Origin of the sequence: Agrobacterium sp. LAD9 (genome assembly GCF_003031125.1) — a bacterium.
GTDB lineage: Bacteria > Pseudomonadota > Alphaproteobacteria > Rhizobiales > Rhizobiaceae > Agrobacterium > Agrobacterium radiobacter.
The window spans coordinates 78117-98384 of record NZ_PHGS01000009.1 but is presented as its reverse complement, the minus strand read 5'-3'; the positions used below and the strand labels follow the sequence as shown (position 1 = coordinate 98384).

Here is a 20268-nt window from a genome sequence, read left to right as displayed (position 1 = left end):
GCGGGCAGGTGTCTTATCGCGCCCGCCACTCCTCCAGCGTCAGCGCATAGGTCACATGCGGGCGCAGATGCGGATGCGTCTCTTCCGGCACGCGCGGATGGTCGAAATCGCGTGAAGGATCACGCTTGAGGCCGATACGCTCCATCACCCGCGTTGAACGCTGGTTGTTGTGCACGGCAAAGGAGACGATTTCCGGCGTCTCCTTTTCATCGAAGGCCATGACGAGCAGCGATTGCGCCGCTTCCGTGACATAGCCGTGGCCCCAGAAGCGGGTGGCGAGCCGCCAGCCGATTTCCATGGTTCCGAGCGGGAAGGGCGGGTCGAGATTCATGACGGGGGAAATGCCGCAGAAGCCCATGACTTCGCCGGTCTCGCGCAATTCCATGGCGTAGAAGCCGTAACCGCTGCCGCGGATCATGCCGTTGATGGTTTCCAGCACGGCGTCCGCTTCCGCATGGCTGCGGCGGAAGGGAAAAAACTCCATGACCTTTTCGTCGGCGTTGATTTCGCGGAACAGGTCACGGTCGCTCTCCTTCCACTCGCGCAGAATGAGTCTCTGTGTCTCTCGGATGATCATGGAGTGACAAAATCCGTCTTGCGGTAGCCCTGGATGTATAGAAGCGCGGTCAGATCACCATGGTCGATGCGCATCTGCGCCTCGGCTGCCACGGCCGGCTTGGCATGCAGGGCCACGCCCGCGCCGGCCAGATGCAGCATGCCGAGATCGTTGGCGCCATCGCCGACTGCCATTGCCTCTTCCGGCGAAATGCCGAGTTTGGCGGCAATATCGTTCAGCGCATCCACCTTTGCCTGTTTGCCGAGGATGGGTTCGGCAACGGTGCCATCAAGTTCGCCATTGGCTTCGCCCAGCAGATTGGCGCGGTTCTCATCGAAACCGAGCATCGCGGAGACGCGGCCGGTGAAGACGGTGAAGCCGCCGGACACGAGGGCGGTGTAATAGCCCTTCGCCTTCATGGTGGCGATCAGTTCCTTGCCGCCCGGGGTCAGCGTGATGCGCTTTTCGATGACGTCATCGATGACAGAGACCGGCAGGCCCTTCAGCAGCGCCACACGCTCACGCAATGCGGGTTCGAAAGCGATCTCGCCATTCATGGCGCGGGCGGTGATGGCTGAGACCTTGTCCTTCAGCCCGACTTCGGCCGCCAGTTCGTCGATGCATTCCTGACCGATCATGGTCGAATCCATGTCGGCGATCAGAAGCTTCTTGCGGCGCTGATCCTGCTCCTGGATGACGATATCGATCGGTTTTCCGGCAAGCGCGGATGCAATCGCGCTGCGTGCCTGTTCGGTTGCGGTGCCGGAGGGCAGGGCGATATCGCAGGCAATGCCATCGGCCAGCCAGTAGAGGCCCAATGCGTTGACGGCCTTCGCGGCCGCTTCGCCGAGGGCCGGTGTCAGAACAGGATTTGACGGATTGGCGATAAGCGTGGCAACGAGAGCCATGATGAAAAACCTTGATGAGAATTTTGATGCGATCCTGATAACCGGCCCGACGGCAAGCGGCAAGTCCGCGCTTGCGCTTCGTTTGGCGCGGGAGCGGGACGGCGTCGTCATCAATGCCGACAGCATGCAGGTTTATGACACGCTACGGGTGTTGACCGCCCGGCCATCCGAAGACGAGATGGAGGGCGTTCCGCATCTGCTCTACGGCCATGTGCCGGCGAGCAGTCTCTATTCAACGGGTGAATGGCTGCGGGACATCTCTGCCCTACTTTCGGATTTACGGGCGCAGGGGCGTTTCCCCGTCATCGTCGGCGGCACGGGGCTTTATTTCAAGGCATTGACGGGCGGCCTCTCCGACATGCCCAACATTCCAGGAGACATCCGCGAGAGATTGCGCGCCCGGCTGGTCGAGGAGGGAGCGGCGGTCCTTCATGCGGAACTCGCCGGCCGTGATCCGGCCATGGCGGACACGCTCCAGCCGGGGGACGGGCAGCGTATCGTCCGGGCGCTTGAAGTGCTTGAGGCGACGGGGAAATCGATCCGGGATTTCCAGCAGGCCCGGGGCCCTATGATTATCGACCCCGACCGGGCGCAGAAATTCGTCGTCCTGCCGGAAAGGCCGGTGCTGCATGATCGCATCAATCGTCGTTTTGAGGCGATGATGGAGAGCGGCGCGGTGGAGGAGGTACAGGCGCTTCTCGCGCTCAATCTTCCGCCTGATGCAACGGCAATGAAGGCGATCGGCGTTGCCCAGATCGCCGATATGCTGGCCGGGCGCATGGGCGAGGCGGAGGTTATCGAAAAATCGGCGGCCGCGACCCGCCAATATGCCAAACGGCAGATGACCTGGTTCCGCAATCAGATGGGAGACGACTGGACACGCATCCAGCCGTGAAGGGGCTCAGTCTTTCCGGTAGAGGCTGCCGAGCGGCTTCTTCAGGAGGCTCTCGCGGAGCGAAGGGCGTGTATCGCCGGGCGGCGGGCCATTTTGCGCCTGCATCTGGAAACTGGCCTTGCGCAATTCGTTGACGGCGCCAGAGGCGGTATCGGGTGCCGCCGGATTTGGTGATGCAGGGAGCGTGCGGCCAGGCAGCATGTCCGGGCGATAGGGTTCATATCCCTCCGTTGCAGCTGTGCCCAGTTCCTGCTTCCAGTTGTCGACCTCATCCGTTGCCCGGCTTGGCGCTGCCGGTTCCGGCAGATCGGAAAAGGCCGCTTCAACGCTTTGCTGGAAGCCGGTGATAACGGGTTTTGGCGTGGCGCGCATGCGGGTGACGATGCTGTTCAGATCAACCGTATCAGGGGTTTCGTGGTTCACATGGCTGGTGATGCCGCTCGCCTTCGGCAATTTGGCCGTGACGACGCGGTCAAAACGCATGCGCATCGGTACATTGACGGCCTCGCCAAAAGCGATGGCCTCACCATTGCCGATGGACGACAGAAAACTGGTGGTCGAGGTCGATGCATTCGGTACCGCTGAAAGGATGATCTTCTGGTCGATCTCGTTCGAAAGCCGCATGGCGAAAACGGTCGAGCATTGCGACAGGATGGTCTGGTCCAGTTCGCTCGGCCGTTGGCTGATGACGCCGAGCGAAATGCCGTATTTGCGGCCTTCCTTGGCGATCTGGGCGATGGATTGGCGGGTGGGGAAAAAGCCGCGCTCGGGGTCGGCAGGCACATAACGGTGCGCTTCCTCGCAGACGACAAGCATATGCAGCGATCCGCGCGCCAGCACCGCCAGTTCGAAGGACATGCGGCAGAGGACCGAAACCACCGAGTTCACCACTTCGGAGGGGATACCTGACAGCTGGAATACCGAAATCGGCTTTCCTTCCCCGGGAATACGGAAAATATGCGCCACCGTTTCCAGAATGGTGTCGCTGATCGTATTGCTGGAGAACATGAAGTTGTAGCGCGTATCGTTGATGGCCGAGAGGATGCGGCCTTTCAGCGTGCGCAATGCGGGTTTTTCGCCGCGTCCTTCCAGCCGTCCGATACGCTCGTCGATGAGGGCGAGAAGATCGGCCATGCGGTAGGGTACCGGCGTATCGGGTGTGATCGCGCTTTTGTCGGAGGTGCGGCGGACGGCGGAACCTTCGGTGCCGCGAAACGCCTTCTTCGCTTCGGGAATGATGTCGCGGAGGACATCCATTTCTTCCGGCACCGGCTTGCGACCGCGGAAGATGACCTCGGCAAATTCTTCAAGCCGCATCAGCCAGAAGGGCAGGTCCAGCGTATCCGTATCGATGACGACGGAATGATCGGGAAAAGCGGCCGCGAATTCATTGTGTGGATCGAGAATGAGGACACGCAGTTTCGGGTCGGTCTCGATCGCCTTGTTCAGAAGCAGCGAAACGGCGGTGGTCTTGCCCACGCCCGTCGAACCGACGACGGCGAAATGTTTGGCAAGCATCTGCGGAATGCTGATGGCGGCGCCGATCGTATCGTCCTGCGTCAGCCTGCCGATCACGCAGGCGTCACGCTTGCCGCTGTCGTAGATCTTCGAGAGGTCGCTGGTGCGGATGCGGTGCGCCACCGCGCCGAGATAGGGGTAACGCGAGATGCCGGTGGAAAAGCGTTCGCTGCCGTCCTCGGTGCGGTAAACTTCGCCCACGAGTTCAACGTCGATCAGCAGCCTGTTCGGTCTGTCCGCTGCCCAATAGTCCTCGCCCGTGCGCATGGCGAAGACGAGGGCCGCGACACGGCTCGTGCCCATTTCGATCGAGATCAGGCGTCCGACAGACCAGAGCTGCGACACATCGGTGGTGCCCGGTTCGGTTTCGGCGGCAATGGTGGCGTGTGCGCCGTTACAGGCGATGACGCGGCCGAGCATGCGGTTCGCCGGCTGCTGGCCGGACCGCCGTTCGTTTTCGTCCATGCGGGACGCGTTATGAAACGTGTCGTTATTCACATTTTTTCCCGGTACATGCGATATCGCGGTGGTTCGGGCAGTATCTGCGCTCTCGATATTAAAATATTATGCTTAACAACAGGTGTATCGACTGCGTTCGAAAATTTCGCGGAAGCCTACTTGCGGGTAATAAAAGAAGGCGGCGGCGATTTTTTCCTGCAATATGCGTTGACGGCTGGGGCTTTTGTGGCTAACACTCCGGCCCATGAAAAATCTTAACGTACTTATCGTGGTGGGACGGCGCATGGGCAGGATGGTGTAACCATCCGGCGAAAGCACCCATGCGCTGAACGAGGCTCCTCTAGGGGCCTTTTTTTATGTCTTCAAACAGGCCCTCGGGCTCCTCGATATCCAAAGCCAAAGCGGGATGGAAACAGGCAATGACGGATAAGGACAATACGGAAAACAGCAATCGCATGACAGGTGCGGAGATCGTTCTGCAGGCGCTGAAGGATAACGGCGTCGAGCACATCTTCGGTTACCCCGGCGGTGCCGTGCTTCCGATCTATGACGAGATTTTCCAGCAGGAAGACATCCAGCACATTCTCGTGCGCCACGAGCAGGGCGCCGGCCACGCGGCCGAAGGTTATGCCCGCTCCACCGGCAAGGTCGGTGTCATGCTCGTCACGTCAGGCCCCGGCGCGACGAATGCGGTCACCCCGCTGCAGGATGCGCTGATGGATTCCATCCCGCTCGTCTGCCTTTCCGGCCAGGTTCCGACATCGCTGATCGGTTCCGATGCGTTTCAGGAATGCGACACCGTCGGCATCACGCGCCCCTGCACCAAGCACAACTGGCTGGTGAAGGACGTCAACGAACTGGCGGGCATCATCCATGAAGCCTTTCGCATCGCGCAGACGGGTCGTCCCGGACCTGTTGTTGTCGATATTCCGAAGGACATTCAGTTCGCCACCGGCACCTACACGCCGCCTTCCGCTGCCATTCAGCATGAGAGCTACAAGCCGAAGGTCCAGGGCGATCTCAACGCCATTCATGCGGCCATCGAGTTGATGTCGAAGGCGAAGAAGCCGGTTTTCTACACCGGCGGCGGCGTCATCAATTCCGGCCCGGAGGCGACCCGTCTGCTGCGTGAACTGGTAGAGCTGACCGGTTTCCCGATCACCTCGACCCTGATGGGTCTCGGCGCCTATCCGGCATCGGGCAAGAACTGGCTCGGCATGCTGGGCATGCACGGTTCCTACGAAGCCAACATGACGATGCATGATTGTGATGTCATGGTCTGCGTCGGCGCGCGTTTCGACGACCGAATTACCGGCCGCATCAACGCGTTTTCGCCGAATTCCAAGAAGATCCACATCGACATCGATCCGTCCTCGATCAACAAGACGGTTCGCGTCGACGTGCCTGTTATCGGCGATGTCGGCCATGTTCTCGAAGATATGGTCCGCCTGTGGCGCGCCTTGCCGAAGAAACCGGAAAAGGCGCAGACCGCCGACTGGTGGGCGCAGATCGAGCGCTGGCGTGCCCGCAACTCCTTCGCCTACAAGAACTCCAACGATGTCATCATGCCGCAATATGCGTTGCAGCGGCTTTATGAGGCTTCGAAGGGGCGTGACACCTACATCACGACAGAAGTCGGGCAGCATCAGATGTGGGCGGCGCAGTTCTTCGGCTTCGAGGAGCCGAACCACTGGATGACGTCAGGTGGTCTCGGCACCATGGGTTACGGCCTGCCGGCAGCCATCGGCGTTCAGGTTGCACACCCGGAAGCGCTCGTCATCGATATCGCCGGTGACGCCTCGATCCAGATGTGCATTCAGGAAATGTCCTGCGCCATCCAGTACGGTCTGCCGGTGAAGATCTTCATCCTCAACAACCAGTACATGGGCATGGTGCGCCAATGGCAGCAGCTGCTGCATGGCAACCGCCTGTCCAACTCCTATACCGAAGCGATGCCTGACTTCGTCAAGCTCGCGGAAGCCTATGGAGCGATCGGCATGTATTGCGACGATCCTAGGGAATTGGACGAGAAGATCGCCGAGATGATCGCGGTCAACAAGCCGGTTATCTTCGATTGCCGCGTTGCCAATCTTGCCAATTGCTTCCCGATGATCCCGTCTGGTAAGGCTCATAACGAGATGCTGTTGCCGGATGAGGCGACGGATGAAGCTGTTGCCAACGCCATTGACGCCAAGGGCCGTCAGCTAGTCTGAGCCGGGAGAGGAAAAGGACATGAACGCACACCTACAGCCCACCGGCTCCGCCTATTTCATCCAGAAGGAAACGGCTGCCGTCGAAAATCATACGCTGTCGGTTCTCGTCAGCAACGAGCCGGGTGTTCTCGCCCGGGTCATCGGCCTGTTTTCCGGCCGTGGCTACAACATCGAAAGCCTGACGGTTTCCGAGACCGAACATGAGGCGCATCTGTCGCGCATCACCATCGTCACGCGCGGTACCCCCATCGTGCTGGAGCAGATCAAGGCGCAGCTGGAACGTATCGTGCCCGTGCACCGGGTCCTCGATCTCACTGTTCGTGCCCGCGAACTGGGGCAGGAGCGGCCTATCGAGCGCGAAGTGGCGCTCATCAAGGTCGCCGGCACCGGTGAAGTGCGCGCCGAAGCCCTGCGCCTTGCGGATGCGTTTCAGGCCAAGGTGGTGGATGCGACTGTCGAGCATTTCATCTTCGAAATCACCGGCAAGTCATCGAAGATCGACCAGTTCGTGGCCATCATCAAGCCGCTCGGCCTGATCGAAATTTGCCGCACCGGTATTGCGGCGATGAATCGTGGTTCGCAGGGAATGTAATCTCCGTATTTGGGGCAGATGCTGAAATATAAGCCCGCGGTTCGCCGCGGGTTTTTTTATGGCGTTGTTCCGCTCGATCCAACATTCAACCGTATGGTTGACTTTCTGGATCGGTAGTCTATATTCAACAACATGGTTGAATTATCCGCTTCACATCTCGACACCGTCTTTCATGCCCTTGGCGACGCCACGCGACGCACGATGCTGCGCGATCTGTCCCGTGGCGAGCGCACGGTAAGCCAGCTGGCCCAACCGTTCGACATATCGCTCGCTGCGGCTTCAAAGCACATCAAGGCTCTGGAAAATGCCGGGCTTATCCGCCGCGAGGTGAGGGGGCGCACCCATGTCTGCCGCCTTTCGCCGGAACGGTTGGCGGAAGCGCATGAATGGCTGGATTTCTACCGGCAGTTCTGGGGCAGTCGCCTCGATATTCTTGAGCAGATGCTCAGGGAGGATGATCAGGGAAAAATCCCTGCAGATGGAGGAAATGACAATGGCTGATATTGCAATGCCTGACGCCTATGGCCGTCTCGTCGAGCCGACGACCCTGAAGATCGAACGGCTGCTGCCGGGACCGATCGACCGGGTCTGGGCCTATCTGACACAAAGCGAACTTCGCCGCCGCTGGCTGGCTTCCGGCGAAATGCGGCTTGCGCCTGATGCACCGTTCGAGCTGGTGTGGCGCAACGATGAGCTTTCCGATCCGCCCGGCAGGCGCCCGGAAGGCTTTTCCGAAGAAGACCGTATGGCTTCCCGCATCATTACCGTGGTCCCACCGCACCGTCTCGTCTTTAGTTGGGGCGAAGGTGGCGAGGTCTCGATCGAACTTCAGGCTCTTGGCAAGGATGTGCTGCTGACGCTGGTTCATCGCCGGCTGGCCGACAGGAGGACGAGGCTTGACGTCAGCGCTGGCTGGCATGTGCATCTCGACATTCTCGCCGCCCGTCTTCAGGAGAAGGAGCCGGGGCCGTTCTGGGATACATGGCTGGGACTGAAAGAAGAATATGAGCGGCGTATACCGTAACGGAGCGGTGCTTTTTGGACACAACGGCGCGGCTTTCCGCGCCGTTTTTTCAAGTGCCGCCTGCCGTGGCGGTGGCACAATTGCTTTGCTCACATTCCGATTCAACTGCCTGATCGACAGATTCCGGACAGTCTCTTAACGTACTGTTATATCAAAGCATTTCCAGCGAGGTTCTGCGCGTCGGTGGCGGGAAGGCGGCATCGAGCTCCGCCCAGTCTTCATCGGTTATTTCAAGATCCGTCGCACCGCGGTTTTCCTCGACCCGCGCGATGCTGGCGGATTTCGGAATGGCGATGACGCCGTCCCTTTCCAGAAGAAAGGCGAGTGCCAGCTGGGCCGGGGTTGCCTGATAGGCCTTGGCGATGCGGATGAGTTCATGGTTCTTCAAAATGCGGCCCTGTTCGATGGGGGAATAGGCCATCAGTGGCACGCCATGCTCCTGGCACCACGGCAGCAGCGAAAACTCCGGCCCGCGTCGGGACAGGTTGTATAGCACCTGATTGGCGGCGCAGTTCTTGCCGTCAGGAACCGCGAAAAGCTCCTCCATGTCGTCGCTGTCGAAATTGGAGACGCCCCAGTCGCCGATCTTGCCGTCGTGCTTCAGCCTTTCGAAAGCCGCCACGGTTTCTGCAAGCGGGTGCTCGCCACGCCAGTGCAGCAGATAGAGGTCGATGTGGTCGGTGCCGAGCCTTGCGAGACTGCGCTCGCAGGCCTCCGCCGTCCCTCTGGCGCTGGCGTTCCAGGGATAGACCTTGCTGACCAGAAACACCTCGTCGCGACGGCCGGCGATTGCCGCGCCGACCACTTCCTCCGATCTGCCGTCCGCATACATTTCCGCCGTGTCGACCAGCGTCATGCCGAGATCGATCGCCTTGCGGATACTTTCGACCTCCTGCGGCGCGGATGATCGCGTCTCCCCCATGTTCCAGGTGCCGAGGCCAAGGGCCGGAACCTCTTTTCCTGATGGCAGGGTGACGGAAGGAATGTCGTCATACATGGGTTCGCTCCAGCGATTGGTGATTGGACAATAGCCCTTTGTTCCGACTTCTCAAACCCGGCATGGAAAGTATTGATCCATCAAAAAAATTGACCGCGCCCATCGATCCGGCGGGGTGGCTTGATGATGGTCCGACGGATAGGGTTTCTGCTCAAGGAGAAATCATGACTGCCGAAACCTTTGTCGCGCTGGTGCTGTTTGCCTTCACCACCTCCATCACACCAGGCCCGAACAATATGATGCTGTTTGCGTCAGGCGTGAATTTCGGATTCCGCCGCACCATCCCGCATATGCTGGGCATCGGCGCAGGGTTCCTGTCGCTGCTGATCGGGGTCGGCTTCGGTCTCGGCGCGTTGCTGCATTCGGTGCCCGTGCTTTACACCGGCCTGAAATTCGCAGGTGGTCTCTATCTCGTCTGGATCGCATGGAAGATCGGTACTTCCCGCAGCCTCAGCGAAGGTTCGGCCGCATCGGCGCCGATGAGTTTCATTGCTGCCGCCGCCTTTCAGTGGGTCAATCCCAAGGCCTGGGTAATGGCGGTGACGGCGATGGCGACCTATACGGATGAGCGGCAATATTTCTTCACCGTCCTTGTCGTCGGCGTGGCCTTCGCCGCGGTCAATCTTCCCAGCGTTTCGACCTGGGCCGGCTTCGGCTCCGCCTTGCGCGACTGGCTCGCTGTGCCGGTCCGGCTCAAATGGTTCAATATCACCATGGCCGTGCTTCTCGTCATCAGCCTCTGGCCGATGTTGAAATAACAGCCCTTACGTCGGAAACTGCCGGTAACATTCCTCGGCGATCGCCTGCACCTCGTCGCGCGTCAGTTCGGCGGACACGGCGTAACCCAGTTCGTTGTCGATCCAGTAGAAGGTCTCGATACCGTCGGCGCTGGCCATGCGGAAGCTGGTGGTGCGGTTTTCCTCGTTGTGGCCGATCAGCACCGTCACCCTGCGGCCGGTCTTGTCCTGATACATCAGCATCGCGCCCGGCTTGCCGCTGACGGGGATAAGACGCCCGCCGACGAGGTCATATCCGATCCTCGAGAGATCGGGGATGGTGAAGGGGTAGCCGAGCCGTTTGCCGAGCCATGTCGCGAGATGCTGCTGCTCTCCGGCGCCGACTTCAACGGGATGGCGCACCTCGCTCGCATAGATGAGATAGGCGGATTTCGCCTGTGCCGGAATATCCGTCGTCAGCGACGCCAGGGTCACGTCCTGCGGCGTGGAAAAAGACGGCGGCAGAAGCCTGCCGGCCGCAGCACCCGCCACGAAGATCAAAAGGGCGGCCGCTGTTTGCAGGAGAACCGGTTTTACCCGCCATGCGCGCTCCCCCTTTTGCGGGCTGAGCATCGATGCGTCATGCGGATGTGCGGCGGCATAGGAGGCGAAGGCATTGCGCAGAATATCGGCCTGTTTTCTCCATTCCTCCACGCGGGCCTGCTCTTCCGGCCTTTCCGCCAGCCAGGCCTCGACAGCCGCGCGGTCGTCGTCGGAAAGAAGTCCGTCGACATAGGCGTGCAGGTCGTCTTCGGTTATGGCGTCGGGCCGTTTCATCGTGGTCTCCGCAGGGGTATGATATTATCCGCCGCCAGGTGCTGGCGAAGGGTTTCGCGGGCGCGGGACAGTCTGGACATGACGGTGCCGAGCGGGATCGATAGTGTCTCGGCCGCCTCCTGATAGCTGTAGCCCTCCACCGTCACCAGCATCAGCACCGCGCGCATGTCGGGCGAAAGAAGGGCGAGCGCGCCGTGCAGGCGGTCATTCTCCAGCGTGTCGGAGAGCGTCTCCGCGCCGGCGATGGTCTCATGGCCGTCGAGGCTTTCGGACGGGTGACGTTTCTCGGCGCGGTGGCGGTTACGATAAAGATTCGTCATTATCGTGTAAGCCCATGTTTTTAAACCTGTTCCGCGCCATTGCCTTTGATTGGCCAGCGCCTTTTCCACGCAGTCCTGCAAGAGGTCCTCGCCATCGGCGTCAGAACGGGAAAGGCTGCGGGAATAACGGCGCAGCATGGGTATCAGCGCCAGCATCTCCGTTTCGAAGCTGCCGGCTGCGGGGGAATGGTTCCCCCGCTTTTCGCCATTCATGCCATCAGGGTTTTGCGGCATCCCATACACCGTTCACACCATCACCGGTGGCATCGCCCTTCTTGGTATCCTTGACCCAGTAATAAAGCGGCATGCCATCCTTTGCCCACTGCATCTTGCCATCCTTGCGCTTCACGAGGGAATAGGCGCCCTCGGCCTTGTCGCTGGCGGCTGCGAAAAACGGCGGCCAGTTTACCGCGCATTTGTCATAACAATTGGATACGCCCTTCTTGTCGTTCTTGAAAGTGTAGAGCGTCATGCCTTTTTCGCCCGCCAGCACGTCGCCTTTGGCGGTCTTGACCGTTTCGACCGCAGGGGCGGCATAGGCCGTTCCGGCAAAAGCCAGAACGAGGGCGGGAACGATAAAGCGGATCTTCATGGACATATCCTCCTTGGTTCGGGCGGCCTCTGCCGCCAGCACATCAAGAGACACCGCAACCTGACGGATTATTCCCTGTCTCGACGCATTTTTAAACTTATCCATTGAGCTAAGTGTTTTGATGTGATAGTTAGCCTTATGGAAAACTATTCAGATGCACTCAACGATATCTTCCAGTCTCTTGCCGATCCGACCCGCAGGGCGGTGATCCTGAGGCTGGGCGGCGGGGAGGCGAGCATCGGAACGCTGGCCGAACCCTTCGACATGGCCCTGCCATCCTTCATGAAACATATCCGCCAGCTGGAAGAGGCGGGGCTGATCGTGACGCGCAAGCAGGGGCGTGTCCGGTTCTGCTCCCTGGAGAAGCAGCGGTTTTCCATGCTCGATGGCTGGCTTTCGCAACAGCGCGCCATCTGGGAAGGCCGCACCGACCGGCTCGAACAGCTTGTCATGGCACAACAGGACAGGATGTCCAGCAAAGGGGAGAATGACCGATGACCGACACTTTCAATCCCGATCTCGACCTGAAGATTTCACGCATCATAAGGGCGTCGCGTCGGCTCGTCTGGAATGCCTGGACGGACAGGCCCAGTCTTGAACAATGGTGGGTGCCGCATCCCGGCCAATGCCGTGTCGATAAAATGGAGCTTCATCCCGGCGGTGCCTTCGAAACGCGGTATAGCGAGGATGGCGCGGCCTTCGGTCCGCATGTCAAAGGATGTTTTTTGGCGGTGGATCATGAGGAGCGTCTGGTTTTCACCGATGCGCTGACCGCGGGTTTTCGCCCCTCCGCCCAGCCGTTCCTCACGGCCGTGATGACGTTTCGCGATCATCCCGACGGTATGGAATATGTGGCTTACGCCATGCACAACAATCTTGAGGATCGCAACAGGCACGCGGAGATGGGGTTCTTCGATGGCTGGAATACGGTTGCGGAGCAATTGGCGGCACTCGTTGAGAAGCAGGCGGCCCATTGAGGCCGTCATTCTCGTCAGGCGATTCATCTTTCGTTCTTTTTCTGTTGCGCACCACGCTCGAATCCTGCGATGAGGGCGCATGTTATTTTCACCGCAACAGGACGAAGCGCTCAAGGCTGTTTCCCGCTGGCTGAAGGAAGGCCGCACACCGGTTTTCCGGCTGTTCGGTTATGCCGGAACGGGCAAGACGACGCTTGCCAAACATTTCGCGGAAAATGTCGATGGCGAGGTGCTGTTTGCGGCCTTCACCGGCAAGGCGGCGCAGGTGCTGCGTTCGCGTGGTGCAACCAATGCCCGCACCATCCATTCGCTGATCTACCGCCCGCGCGGTGAAGAAACTGTCGAAGACGAGGAAACCGGCAAGACTTCGATTGCGCCGATGTTCTCCATCAACCGCCAGAGCCCGCTCGCCAAGGCGGCGCTCATCATCATTGATGAATGTTCGATGGTGGACGAGCAGCTCGGCAAGGACCTGATGAGCTTCGGCACGCCGATCCTCGTGCTCGGCGATCCCGGGCAGCTGCCGCCGGTTTCGGGCGGCGGCTTCTTTACCGAGCAGGAGCCGGATTATCTGCTGTCGGAGATTCATCGGCAGGCCAAGGACAATCCGATCATCCATCTTGCCATGGATGTGCGGGAAGGCCGGGAAATCATGCGCGGCGATTATGGTTCCGCGCAGGTGATTTCCAAGTCGGAGGTGACGCAGTCGCTGGTGCTCGATGCCGATCAGGTACTCGTCGGCACCAACCGTACCCGCCGCCGCTACAATCAGCGGCTTCGCGAGCTGAAGGGTTTTACCGCCGATTACCCGCAATCCGGTGACAAGCTGGTCTGCCTCCGGAACGATCCCGCCAAGGGCCTGCTGAACGGCTCGCTCTGGCAGGTGATGAGCTCATCGCGCGAGACGGTGAAGCCCGGCATCAACCTGATGATCCGGCCCGAAGACGACGATATGGATCGCGGCGCCGCCAAGATCAAATTGCTGAAGGCGGCCTTCGAGGATGTGGAGACGGAAATTCCGTGGTCCACGCGCAAGCGGTATGACGAGTTCGATTTCGGCTATGCGCTGACCGTGCACAAGGCGCAGGGTTCGCAGTGGAACAACGTGGTTCTCTTCGACGAGAGCTATGCCTTCCGGGACTCGCGCGAGAGGTGGCTCTACACCGCCATCACCCGTGCGGCAGAGACCCTGACAATCGTTCGCTGATCGTGATCAGGCGCGGATGACGCCGAGAAGAACCGCCTTGGCGACCGCCTGAAAACGGTTGCTGGCGTTGAACTTGCCGATGATCTTTGCCTCGAGAACATTGAGATCGGTGCCAGAAAGACCAAGGGCGCGGGCGAGGCGCACCGGTGCATAACCCTCCGCCATCAGTTCCAGACATTTTCGCTCGGTGTCGGTAAGGGCTATGTCCTTTGCCGGCGCCCGTTCCGCGCCATCCATGCCGTCTGCTTCCGCGTCGGCGACCAGCAACTCCTCGATCTGCTGGGCCTGGCGCTGAAGGGTGGAAAGCTCGGCCGTCAATTCCCGCTTCCGCTGCCGCAGCGCGGCGTGGAATATGTCGTCCGCCTCGCCCTGCGAGAGCGAACGGACGAATTTTTCCATGATCTCGGTAATGGCGGCGACGGAAATACCCACTTCGCGGCAGACGTTGATGACCGCCATGCGCTGGACGTTGCGGTGGGTATAGACCCGCATCTGGCCGATGCGCCTGGAGGTCAGCAGCGCCTTTTCCTCGTAGAAATGCAGCGTCCGGTGAGTCACCCCGAAGATATTGGCCATGTCGGCGATGGGGACGGGTTCCGCGGGCAGGGAGGAGGGCAGGCTTACATCCGGTAGAAAGCTGCTGATCCTTAGATTGGGTTTGTCCTCGTCGCCGTGACTGTCGAACGGCATCCGGCCATCCTGCATTGTCTCCCCCTTCGCGCTTTTTGACAGTGTGCCTGCCTTTTTAAAGGTGTCCGTTGCTTGTTCCCCCAAGACGGACATATTTTCCGATCAAGACCTCATGCCAAACGCTACATCAGAACCGTAACGTGTATTGCCTATTTTCGTTCCCGCAATAATAAAAAATTTGCCGGCCTCCTTGCGATTGGCCTCAACCTGCGTGAAACAGGATGTCAATTCCGAACCGGAGCCCCGATGTCATGCCCGCAAAACTTTCTGTCAATCTGAACGCAATTGCCATGTTACGCAACCGTCGCGATCTTCCGTGGCCGGATGTCGCGCATTTCGGGCATATTGCATTGGAGGCGGGGGCAAGCGGGCTGACTGTACACCCGCGGCCGGACCAGCGCCATATCCGCTTTTCCGATCTGCCGGTTCTGCGTGCGCTGATCGACGACCGTTTCCCCGGCGCGGAATTCAACATCGAAGGTTATCCGACCGAGGATTTCCTTGTCCTTTGCGAGAAGACGCAGCCGGAACAGGTGACGCTGGTGCCTGATGACCCGTCGCAGGCGACGTCCGACCACGGCTGGGATTTCCGCAAGCATGGTGTTTTCCTGAAGGAAGTGGTGGGACGCCTGAAGGCTGGCGGCATGCGCGTCTCGCTTTTTGCCGATGGCGATGGCGAGCGCGAGCCGGTGGAGCTGGCGGCCGAAACGGGGGCGGCGCGTATCGAACTCTACACCGGCCCCTATGGCGGCTGCTTTGACGATCCGCAAAAGGGCGACGCGCTTCTTGAAAAGCTCGGACAGACGGCGGACCATGCTGCGGCGCTCGGGCTTGCCGTCAATGCCGGCCATGACCTGATTGTCGAGAACCTGCCAAAGCTGATGAAACGTATCCCTTATCTGGCCGAGGTTTCCATCGGTCACGGGCTGACGGCGGATGCGCTGGAATATGGCATGGCTGAAACAGTCCGGCGTTTTTGCCGTGCCTGCGGTCAGGCTATTTCATAACCAAAGTCAATTTTTTTGCCTATAGTTGGCTGGCGCATGCTCCGTGCGCGAGCTTTTGAAGGCAGAGACATATGCAAGAACATCATGTTGTCGTCGTGGGTGGAGGCTTCGGCGGTTTGCAACTGGTACACGGGCTGGAGGGGGCCCCTGTCCGTATTACATTGATAGATCGTCGTAATCATCACCTGTTCCAGCCATTGCTTTATCAGGTTGCGACGACGGCTCTCGCGACATCCGAAATCGCCTGGCCTATCCGCCATCTCTACCGCGACCGCAAGGAGGTGACGACCCTGCTTGCGGAGGTGAATGGCATAGATCGGGCCGCGCGGACCGTGCATTTGAGTTCTGGTCAGGTGATCGGCTTCGATACGCTGGTGCTGGCCACCGGCGCGCGCCACGCCTATTTTGGCCGTGACGAGTGGGAGCGGTCCGCCCCCGGCCTCAAGACGCTTGAAGATGCAACGACAATTCGCCGCCGCCTGCTGCTGGCCTTCGAACGGGCCGAACTGGCGACCAGTGAAGAGGAACGGCAGGCGCTGCTGACCTTCGTCATCATCGGAGCGGGCCCGACGGGCGTGGAAATGGCAGGCATGATCGCCGAGCTGGCCCACAAGGCGCTGCCGCCGGAATTCCGCAATGTGGATACCCGAAAGACCCGGGTGCTGCTCGTAGAGGCCGGCCCTCGCGTCCTGCCGGTCTTCACGGAAGACCTGTCAGCCTATGCCAAAGAGGCGCTCGAAAAGCTCGGCGTCGAGGTTCTGCTCGGAACACCCGTGACGGCCTGCAGCGACGACGGTGTGACGGTGGGCGAGACCTATTATCCCTGCCGCACCGTGGTCTGGGCCGCCGGGGTGCAGGCATCACCCGCCGCGAAGTGGCTCAATGCCGCCGCCGACAGGGCAGGACGCGCCATTGTTGGGCCTCATCTCAATCTGGAAGATGATGCTGACATCTTCGTCATCGGTGATACGGCCGCCGTCAATCAGGAGAACGGTAAGCCGGTGCCGGGCATTGCGCCTGCGGCAAAACAACAGGGCGCCTATGTGGCGAAGGTCATCAAGGCGCGGCTTGACGGCAAGCCATTGCCTGCACCCTTCCGCTACAGCCATCAGGGCAATCTGGCGACCATCGGCAAACGCGCGGCGGTGATCGATTTCGGTCGGTTCAAGCTCAAGGGCGTGCTCGCGTGGTGGATCTGGGGGCTTGCCCACATCTACTTCCTGATCGGAACGCGGTCGCGGCTGGCGGTGGCGTGGAGCTGGCTGTGGATCTATTTGAGCGGCCAGCACAGCGCGCGGTTGATTACCCAGAAAGAGACGCTGAAGGATGAGGCGTGAGGCAGAGGGGGGAAAGGGCGGGGAGCCGTGCTTCCCGCCCTCGTGCTTCTGTAGGCGCGCCAAACCTCTCCTCCGTCATGCCGGACTAGATCCGGCATCCATCCACGGCGCGTCTGCGCCGTGGGAGAGTCTTTTGCGATCAAAGATTTGATCGCGCTGGACCCCGAATCTAGTCCGGGGTGACGGAGTACGGATGTAGCGTGTTTGCCTAGTCCAACGCTCAAGCGTCGAGCGACGCCATGTCGATGACGAAGCGGTAACGTACATCGCTCTTCAGCACGCGCTCATAGGCTTCATTGACGTCCTTGATATCGATCTTTTCGATTTCCGATACGATGTCGTGCTTGCCGCAGAAATCCAGCATTTCCTGGGTTTCCTTGATCGAGCCGATCATCGAGCCGGCCAGCGAACGGCGGCCGGGGATGACCGAGAAGGCGTGGACCGGGATCGCATGTTCCGGCACGCCGAGCAAAACCATGGTGCCGTTGACCTTCAGCAGGTTGAGATAGGCATTCCAGTCAATTTCGGCCGAAACGGTGCAGAGGATCAGGTCGAAGGTGCCAGCGAGCTTTTCGAAGGTCGAGGCATCGCTGGTGGCGTAATATTCCTTCGCACCAAGCTTGAGGCCGTCTTCCTTCTTGGACAGCGACTGCGACAGGACGGTGATATCCGCACCCATGGCCGAACCGATCTTCACGCCCATATGGCCAAGACCGCCCATGCCTACAATTGCGACCTTCTTGCCGGGGCCGGCATTCCAGTTCCGAAGCGGCGAGTAAAGCGTGATGCCGGCGCAGAGCAGGGGAGCGGAGGCGTCAAGCGGCAGGTTGTCGGGAATGGCGAGAACGTAGTCTTCCCGCACGACGATATGGTCGGAATAACCGCCCTGCGTGGCTGTCTTGCCGTCGCGTTCGACGGAATTATAGGTTTGTACGAGACCCGGCATGTACTGCTCATTGTCGAGATCGCGGGTGGCGCAGCCGACGCAGGAATCGACGAAGCAGCCGACGCCGACATGGTCGCCGACCTTGAACTTCGTGACCTTGGAGCCGACGGCTTTCACAACGCCGGCAATCTCATGGCCGGGAACGATGGGGTAGACGGCGTTCTTCCATTCGTTGCGGACGGTGTGGATGTCCGAGTGGCAGATGCCGGCATATTTGATGTCGATGACGACGTCGTCATCATTCGGCTCGCGGCGTTCGAAGGTGAACGGGGTAAGCGGCTTCGACGCGTCGGTCGCAGCGTAACCTCTAGCAATAGCCATCTGAATATCCTTTCGGGGGTTGGGGACGACGGAATATGCGATGGAAGCGGGACGCGGCGTTAGAGCGATCCTCCGAGCTTTTTGCACGATCCTGCAAAAATATGGTGATGCGCCCTTTGCTTGGGCCAAGAGGCTTTCTAGATAAAAGGCATCAGACACATCTCTTCCTTCAGTTAAGGGATTTCCCCTATGTCCTTGCCGTTCAATGTCTATCAGGAGATCGCCTCCATTGCCGCGCGGCATGCCGCCCAGGATGGCGAGGTGCAGACGGCAATCGACTCTCTCGGCATCAGCCGGCGCACGACGCCGAGCGCCCCATGCCATGGCAGCTATCGCCCCTGTCTCGCCATGGTGATCCAGGGTTCGAAAAGCGTTCAACTGGGAACGGACACCATCAACTACGGCGCGGGGGATTATCTCCTGACCTCGCTTGATCTGCCGGTAGCCTGGCGGGTGGTGGAAGCGAGCAGGGAGGTGCCGCATTTCTGCATCGCGCTTGCCATCGACAGTGACAAGCTGCTCGATCTCATGCGGCGTGTGCCCATCGATCCGCCTGCCGAGCCGGCAAATGCGCAGCGCGGCATTGTGGTCAATACCGCCACGCCGGAACTTCTCGATGCGGCCATCCGATTGCTACGCCTGCTCGATCGTCCGGCGGACATTGCGGCCATGGCGCCGCTGATCGAGCAGGAAATCCTCTACCGCATCTTGACCGGACCGGCCGGCGGGCAGCTTATGAACATCATCGCAGCCGGAAGCCACGGGAACCGCATCGCCCGCGCCATCGCCTGGCTGCGGGAGAATTTCGCACGACAGCTTCGCATCGAGGATCTTGCGGAGCATATCGGCATGAGCGTGTCCTCCTTCCATCAGCATTTCAAGACGATCACGGCCATGACGCCGGTCCAGTACCAGAAGCAGCTGCGGTTGCATGAGGCGCGCCGGCTGATGCTGCTGGAGCGGCTGGATGCGGGCACCGCCGGCCACCGCGTCGGTTATCAGAGCCCTTCGCAGTTCAGCCGCGAATATAGCCGCTTCTACGGGCTGTCGCCGTCGCGTGATGTCGATGCCTCGCGTGAAATTGTGGCGGGGTAGAAGGGACTGTCCATTCATAGCGGGTCGATGGCGCGTCGGACTTACCCCCCTCTGCCCTGCCGGGCATCTCCCCCACAAGGAGGGAGATCGGCAAGCGGCTTTGGCGTCGCTTCATTCTCTACCATTGCGATGGGCGAAGCTTAGCCGCATATCGATCTCCCCACCTGTGGGGGAGATGCCCGGCAGGGCAGAGGGGGGTAAGTCCCACGCGCCATCGGACACGCTACGAACGCATAACCCCCTGGAGCCCCCGCTCCCATTCACACTGCGCAACAGCGCGTCAATTTTCGTCCTCCTCTCAAGAATCCGCTTGACCGGACAGCTGCCTCCGCTTAAATGGCGCTCGAACCGTACCGTACGGTACATTAATCGAGCCCCTGGAGTGGAAAAGACTTGGCTTCCGACCCGATCACAGCGCAGGAATTTTCGCCGCGCCAGAACGCCGTTCTGGATCAGGCATTGCGTCTATTGGTCGAGGGCGGCGAGAAAGCGCTTACCACATCCGGTCTGGCGCGTGCGGCCAACTGTTCCAAGGAAAGCCTCTACAAGTGGTTCGGTGATCGTGACGGCCTGCTGGCAGCAATGATCACCTTTCAGCAGAGCAAGGTCCGCACCTTCGAAAAGGCGGGCGACCGCGTGTCTGCGCCGCAGCTTGCCGATCACCTCGAGGTTTTCGCGCATGATCTGCTTGATGTGCTGGCGGGCGACGTGTCGCTGGCGCTCAACCGTCTGGCGATAGGGCAGGCGAGCCGTGACGGTTCGAAGCTCGGCGATCTGCTCCTGGAACGCGGCCGTCGCCAGATCGACCGCCGCGCCCGCGGGCTGATCGAGGCGGGTCGCCGTTCGGGTTACCTGCGTTTCGATGATGCCGAGGAGGCATATCGCAGTTTTTACGGTCTCATCGTTTCGGATCTGCATGTGCGCATGCTGCTGGGCGAGGCGCCGGACAAGGATTTTTCCGCCCGGGCGAAGAAGGCGGTCGTCGCCTTTCTGACCCTCTACGGCACGGAAAAGGTACATTCGGAACTCAGCGGCAAACCCGCCTGAGATTCCGGTTCAGA

The 20268-nt window shown here is 60.2% G+C and carries 23 protein-coding genes; 14 read left to right on the top strand and 9 right to left on the bottom strand.

The features are described from left to right. Positions 1 to 13: 13 nt before the first annotated feature. A complete protein-coding gene (locus tag DA915_RS10210) occupies positions 14 to 577 on the bottom strand; it encodes a GNAT family N-acetyltransferase (protein ID WP_003507545.1) in 564 nt (187 codons plus the stop codon). After that, positions 574 to 1464: a phosphoserine phosphatase SerB gene (serB, locus tag DA915_RS10205; protein ID WP_107675757.1), complete on the bottom strand. Its 891-nt coding sequence runs from the start codon at positions 1462 to 1464 to the stop codon at positions 574 to 576. The genes DA915_RS10210 and serB overlap by 4 nt, the downstream gene beginning before the upstream one ends. Here serB and miaA point away from each other — a divergent pair. Continuing rightward, positions 1463 to 2359, top strand: coding sequence for a tRNA (adenosine(37)-N6)-dimethylallyltransferase MiaA (gene miaA, locus DA915_RS10200; protein ID WP_107675756.1), 897 nt, complete (start codon positions 1463 to 1465; stop codon positions 2357 to 2359). The genes serB and miaA overlap by 2 nt on opposite strands. Before the next feature lie 6 nt (positions 2360 to 2365). On the opposite strand, the gene DA915_RS10195 is transcribed toward miaA, so the two are convergent. Beyond that, complete coding sequence (locus DA915_RS10195) at positions 2366 to 4375, bottom strand: ATP-binding protein (RefSeq protein WP_107675755.1); 2010 nt, start codon at positions 4373 to 4375, stop codon at positions 2366 to 2368. On the opposite strand from DA915_RS10195, the gene DA915_RS28655 reads away from it, so the two are divergent. The 5 genes from DA915_RS28655 to DA915_RS10175 all read left to right on the top strand — a co-directional run bounded on the left by DA915_RS28655 (position 4355) and on the right by DA915_RS10175 (position 8165). Next, entirely contained in the window at positions 4355 to 4594 is a 240-nt protein-coding gene (locus DA915_RS28655) for a hypothetical protein (protein WP_153064533.1), read from the top strand. The two genes, DA915_RS10195 and DA915_RS28655, sit on opposite strands and share 21 nt — an antisense overlap. 161 nt (positions 4595 to 4755) lie before the next feature. Continuing rightward, positions 4756 to 6549: an acetolactate synthase 3 large subunit gene (locus DA915_RS10190; protein ID WP_107675754.1), complete on the top strand. Its 1794-nt coding sequence runs from the start codon at positions 4756 to 4758 to the stop codon at positions 6547 to 6549. Between the two features lie 19 nt (positions 6550 to 6568). Further along, the gene (gene ilvN, locus DA915_RS10185; protein ID WP_003507555.1) at positions 6569 to 7141 is read left to right on the top strand and encodes an acetolactate synthase small subunit; all 573 of its coding nucleotides are present in this window, start codon (positions 6569 to 6571) and stop codon (positions 7139 to 7141) included. A gap of 132 nt (positions 7142 to 7273) precedes the next feature. Next, a complete protein-coding gene (locus DA915_RS10180; protein WP_026363425.1) occupies positions 7274 to 7642 on the top strand; it encodes a helix-turn-helix transcriptional regulator in 369 nt (122 codons plus the stop codon). Beyond that, the gene (locus DA915_RS10175) at positions 7635 to 8165 is read left to right on the top strand and encodes an SRPBCC family protein (RefSeq protein WP_003507564.1); all 531 of its coding nucleotides are present in this window, start codon (positions 7635 to 7637) and stop codon (positions 8163 to 8165) included. The genes DA915_RS10180 and DA915_RS10175 overlap by 8 nt, the downstream gene beginning before the upstream one ends. Positions 8166 to 8316: 151 nt before the next feature. Here the strand turns inward: DA915_RS10175 and DA915_RS10170 are convergent, their stop codons facing one another. Next, a complete protein-coding gene (locus DA915_RS10170; protein WP_107675753.1) occupies positions 8317 to 9162 on the bottom strand; it encodes an aldo/keto reductase in 846 nt (281 codons plus the stop codon). A 164-nt stretch (positions 9163 to 9326) separates the two neighbouring features. On the opposite strand from DA915_RS10170, the gene DA915_RS10165 reads away from it, so the two are divergent. Further along, entirely contained in the window at positions 9327 to 9920 is a 594-nt protein-coding gene (locus tag DA915_RS10165) for a LysE family translocator (RefSeq protein ID WP_026363426.1), read from the top strand. 6 nt (positions 9921 to 9926) lie between these two features. Here the strand turns inward: DA915_RS10165 and DA915_RS10160 are convergent, their stop codons facing one another. From DA915_RS10160 to DA915_RS10150, 3 genes are read right to left on the bottom strand one after another with little or no spacing between them, the layout of a single operon-like run. After that, positions 9927 to 10715 carry an anti-sigma factor gene (locus DA915_RS10160; protein ID WP_107675752.1) on the bottom strand — a complete coding sequence of 263 codons (789 nt, stop codon included), beginning with the start codon at positions 10713 to 10715 and terminating at the stop codon, positions 9927 to 9929. Then, positions 10712 to 11269 carry an RNA polymerase sigma factor gene (locus DA915_RS10155; RefSeq protein WP_035213146.1) on the bottom strand — a complete coding sequence of 186 codons (558 nt, stop codon included), beginning with the start codon at positions 11267 to 11269 and terminating at the stop codon, positions 10712 to 10714. Before DA915_RS10155 ends, DA915_RS10160 begins: the two co-directional genes overlap by 4 nt. Further along, on the bottom strand, positions 11253 to 11633 hold the full coding sequence (locus tag DA915_RS10150) for a hypothetical protein (RefSeq protein WP_077998921.1): 381 nt from the start codon (positions 11631 to 11633) through the stop codon (positions 11253 to 11255). Before DA915_RS10150 ends, DA915_RS10155 begins: the two co-directional genes overlap by 17 nt. Positions 11634 to 11765: 132 nt before the next feature. Here DA915_RS10150 and DA915_RS10145 point away from each other — a divergent pair, with 132 nt between their 5' ends. From DA915_RS10145 to DA915_RS10135, 3 genes are all read left to right on the top strand, one after another. Continuing rightward, positions 11766 to 12125, top strand: a complete 360-nt coding sequence (locus tag DA915_RS10145) for a helix-turn-helix transcriptional regulator (protein WP_192886458.1) — start codon at positions 11766 to 11768, stop codon at positions 12123 to 12125. Continuing rightward, positions 12122 to 12604, top strand: coding sequence for an SRPBCC family protein (locus DA915_RS10140; RefSeq protein ID WP_107675750.1), 483 nt, complete (start codon positions 12122 to 12124; stop codon positions 12602 to 12604). The genes DA915_RS10145 and DA915_RS10140 overlap by 4 nt, the downstream gene beginning before the upstream one ends. A 79-nt stretch (positions 12605 to 12683) precedes the next feature. Next, entirely contained in the window at positions 12684 to 13811 is a 1128-nt protein-coding gene (locus tag DA915_RS10135; protein ID WP_003507572.1) for an ATP-dependent RecD-like DNA helicase, read from the top strand. Between the two features lie 6 nt (positions 13812 to 13817). Here the strand turns inward: DA915_RS10135 and DA915_RS10130 are convergent, their stop codons facing one another. Further along, positions 13818 to 14516, bottom strand: a complete 699-nt coding sequence (locus DA915_RS10130; RefSeq protein ID WP_107675915.1) for a MerR family transcriptional regulator — start codon at positions 14514 to 14516, stop codon at positions 13818 to 13820. Positions 14517 to 14752: 236 nt separating this feature from the next. Between DA915_RS10130 and DA915_RS10125 the strand changes: the two genes are divergently transcribed. Both DA915_RS10125 and DA915_RS10120 read left to right on the top strand, forming a co-directional pair. After that, positions 14753 to 15508 carry a pyridoxine 5'-phosphate synthase gene (locus DA915_RS10125; RefSeq protein WP_107675914.1) on the top strand — a complete coding sequence of 252 codons (756 nt, stop codon included), beginning with the start codon at positions 14753 to 14755 and terminating at the stop codon, positions 15506 to 15508. Between the two features lie 71 nt (positions 15509 to 15579). Then, the gene (locus DA915_RS10120; protein ID WP_107675749.1) at positions 15580 to 16845 is read left to right on the top strand and encodes an NAD(P)/FAD-dependent oxidoreductase; all 1266 of its coding nucleotides are present in this window, start codon (positions 15580 to 15582) and stop codon (positions 16843 to 16845) included. A gap of 220 nt (positions 16846 to 17065) precedes the next feature. Here the strand turns inward: DA915_RS10120 and DA915_RS10115 are convergent, their stop codons facing one another. Beyond that, positions 17066 to 18112: an NAD(P)-dependent alcohol dehydrogenase gene (locus DA915_RS10115; RefSeq protein WP_107675748.1), complete on the bottom strand. Its 1047-nt coding sequence runs from the start codon at positions 18110 to 18112 to the stop codon at positions 17066 to 17068. 189 nt (positions 18113 to 18301) lie between these two features. On the opposite strand from DA915_RS10115, the gene DA915_RS10110 reads away from it, so the two are divergent. Together DA915_RS10110 and DA915_RS10105 are read left to right on the top strand one after the other, a co-directional pair. Further along, the gene (locus DA915_RS10110) at positions 18302 to 19207 is read left to right on the top strand and encodes an AraC family transcriptional regulator (RefSeq protein ID WP_107675747.1); all 906 of its coding nucleotides are present in this window, start codon (positions 18302 to 18304) and stop codon (positions 19205 to 19207) included. A gap of 393 nt (positions 19208 to 19600) precedes the next feature. Then, positions 19601 to 20254 carry a TetR/AcrR family transcriptional regulator gene (locus DA915_RS10105; RefSeq protein WP_003507581.1) on the top strand — a complete coding sequence of 218 codons (654 nt, stop codon included), beginning with the start codon at positions 19601 to 19603 and terminating at the stop codon, positions 20252 to 20254. Positions 20255 to 20268: the final 14 nt, after the last annotated feature.

Excerpts from the sequence above, each read along its gene's own strand:
- DA915_RS10210 (WP_003507545.1), bottom strand. The coding sequence starts at position 577 with ATGATCATCCGAGAGACACAGAGACTCATTCTGCGCGAGTGGAAGGAG.
- miaA (WP_107675756.1), top strand. The coding sequence starts at position 1,463 with ATGATGAAAAACCTTGATGAGAATTTTGATGCGATCCTGATAACCGGC.
- serB (WP_107675757.1), bottom strand. The coding sequence starts at position 1,464 with ATGGCTCTCGTTGCCACGCTTATCGCCAATCCGTCAAATCCTGTTCTG.
- DA915_RS28655 (WP_153064533.1), top strand. The coding sequence starts at position 4,355 with ATGAAACGTGTCGTTATTCACATTTTTTCCCGGTACATGCGATATCGC.
- DA915_RS10190 (WP_107675754.1), top strand. The coding sequence starts at position 4,756 with ATGACGGATAAGGACAATACGGAAAACAGCAATCGCATGACAGGTGCG.
- ilvN (WP_003507555.1), top strand. The coding sequence starts at position 6,569 with ATGAACGCACACCTACAGCCCACCGGCTCCGCCTATTTCATCCAGAAG.
- DA915_RS10180 (WP_026363425.1), top strand. The coding sequence starts at position 7,274 with ATGGTTGAATTATCCGCTTCACATCTCGACACCGTCTTTCATGCCCTT.
- DA915_RS10175 (WP_003507564.1), top strand. The coding sequence starts at position 7,635 with ATGGCTGATATTGCAATGCCTGACGCCTATGGCCGTCTCGTCGAGCCG.
- DA915_RS10170 (WP_107675753.1), bottom strand. The coding sequence starts at position 9,162 with ATGTATGACGACATTCCTTCCGTCACCCTGCCATCAGGAAAAGAGGTT.
- DA915_RS10165 (WP_026363426.1), top strand. The coding sequence starts at position 9,327 with ATGACTGCCGAAACCTTTGTCGCGCTGGTGCTGTTTGCCTTCACCACC.
- DA915_RS10160 (WP_107675752.1), bottom strand. The coding sequence starts at position 10,715 with ATGAAACGGCCCGACGCCATAACCGAAGACGACCTGCACGCCTATGTC.
- DA915_RS10155 (WP_035213146.1), bottom strand. The coding sequence starts at position 11,269 with ATGCCGCAAAACCCTGATGGCATGAATGGCGAAAAGCGGGGGAACCAT.
- DA915_RS10150 (WP_077998921.1), bottom strand. The coding sequence starts at position 11,633 with ATGTCCATGAAGATCCGCTTTATCGTTCCCGCCCTCGTTCTGGCTTTT.
- DA915_RS10145 (WP_192886458.1), top strand. The coding sequence starts at position 11,766 with ATGGAAAACTATTCAGATGCACTCAACGATATCTTCCAGTCTCTTGCC.
- DA915_RS10140 (WP_107675750.1), top strand. The coding sequence starts at position 12,122 with ATGACCGACACTTTCAATCCCGATCTCGACCTGAAGATTTCACGCATC.
- DA915_RS10135 (WP_003507572.1), top strand. The coding sequence starts at position 12,684 with ATGTTATTTTCACCGCAACAGGACGAAGCGCTCAAGGCTGTTTCCCGC.
- DA915_RS10130 (WP_107675915.1), bottom strand. The coding sequence starts at position 14,516 with ATGCAGGATGGCCGGATGCCGTTCGACAGTCACGGCGACGAGGACAAA.
- DA915_RS10125 (WP_107675914.1), top strand. The coding sequence starts at position 14,753 with ATGCCCGCAAAACTTTCTGTCAATCTGAACGCAATTGCCATGTTACGC.
- DA915_RS10120 (WP_107675749.1), top strand. The coding sequence starts at position 15,580 with ATGCAAGAACATCATGTTGTCGTCGTGGGTGGAGGCTTCGGCGGTTTG.
- DA915_RS10115 (WP_107675748.1), bottom strand. The coding sequence starts at position 18,112 with ATGGCTATTGCTAGAGGTTACGCTGCGACCGACGCGTCGAAGCCGCTT.
- DA915_RS10110 (WP_107675747.1), top strand. The coding sequence starts at position 18,302 with ATGTCCTTGCCGTTCAATGTCTATCAGGAGATCGCCTCCATTGCCGCG.